Origin of the sequence: Streptomyces sp. AB3(2024), from assembly GCF_041862025.1 — a bacterium.
Taxonomy (GTDB): Bacteria; Actinomycetota; Actinomycetes; order Streptomycetales; family Streptomycetaceae; genus Streptomyces.
Map to the genome: position 1 here is coordinate 1 of NZ_JBGWAB010000351.1, position 435 is coordinate 435.

Genomic DNA, 435 nt, shown 5'->3' on the forward strand with positions numbered 1-435 from the left:
CTCATCAAAACGCAACAACCTCGGTGGTCGGAGATGAAGTCCCAGCGGCGAGGGCTCACTTCACCTCCCGAGCGAAATACGCGGCCGCCCGGCGCAGGATCTCGCGCTCGAGGTGCCACTCTTTCTCAGCCTTCAGCAGCCGGGCGTTCTCCGCCCGCAGCCGGCCAGCTCATCCACCTCCCCGCCGGTGTCACGGCGTCCGGGCACGGCCTGGTTCTCGTTCTTGCGCACCCACGTCCGCAGCGACTCCGCGGTGATGCCGAGATCCGCGGCCACCGCCGCGTACGTCCGCTTCCCGGCCGCGGCACGGTAGAGCGCGACCGCGTCCTTCCTGAACTCCTCCGGATACGGAGACTTGCGTCCCACGTGGACATCCCTCCCTGGACCATCAAGATCCATTGTCAGGGTGTCCACTCCAAAGGATCAGCCTCAGAC

The 435-nt window shown here is 66.4% G+C and carries 1 pseudogene; it reads right to left on the bottom strand.

Going from position 1 to position 435, the window contains the following annotated elements:
• A pseudogene (locus tag ACEPPI_RS40725) lies at window positions 1–366 on the bottom strand (transposase); the annotation flags it as partial.
• Window positions 367–435 lie beyond the last annotated feature (69 nt).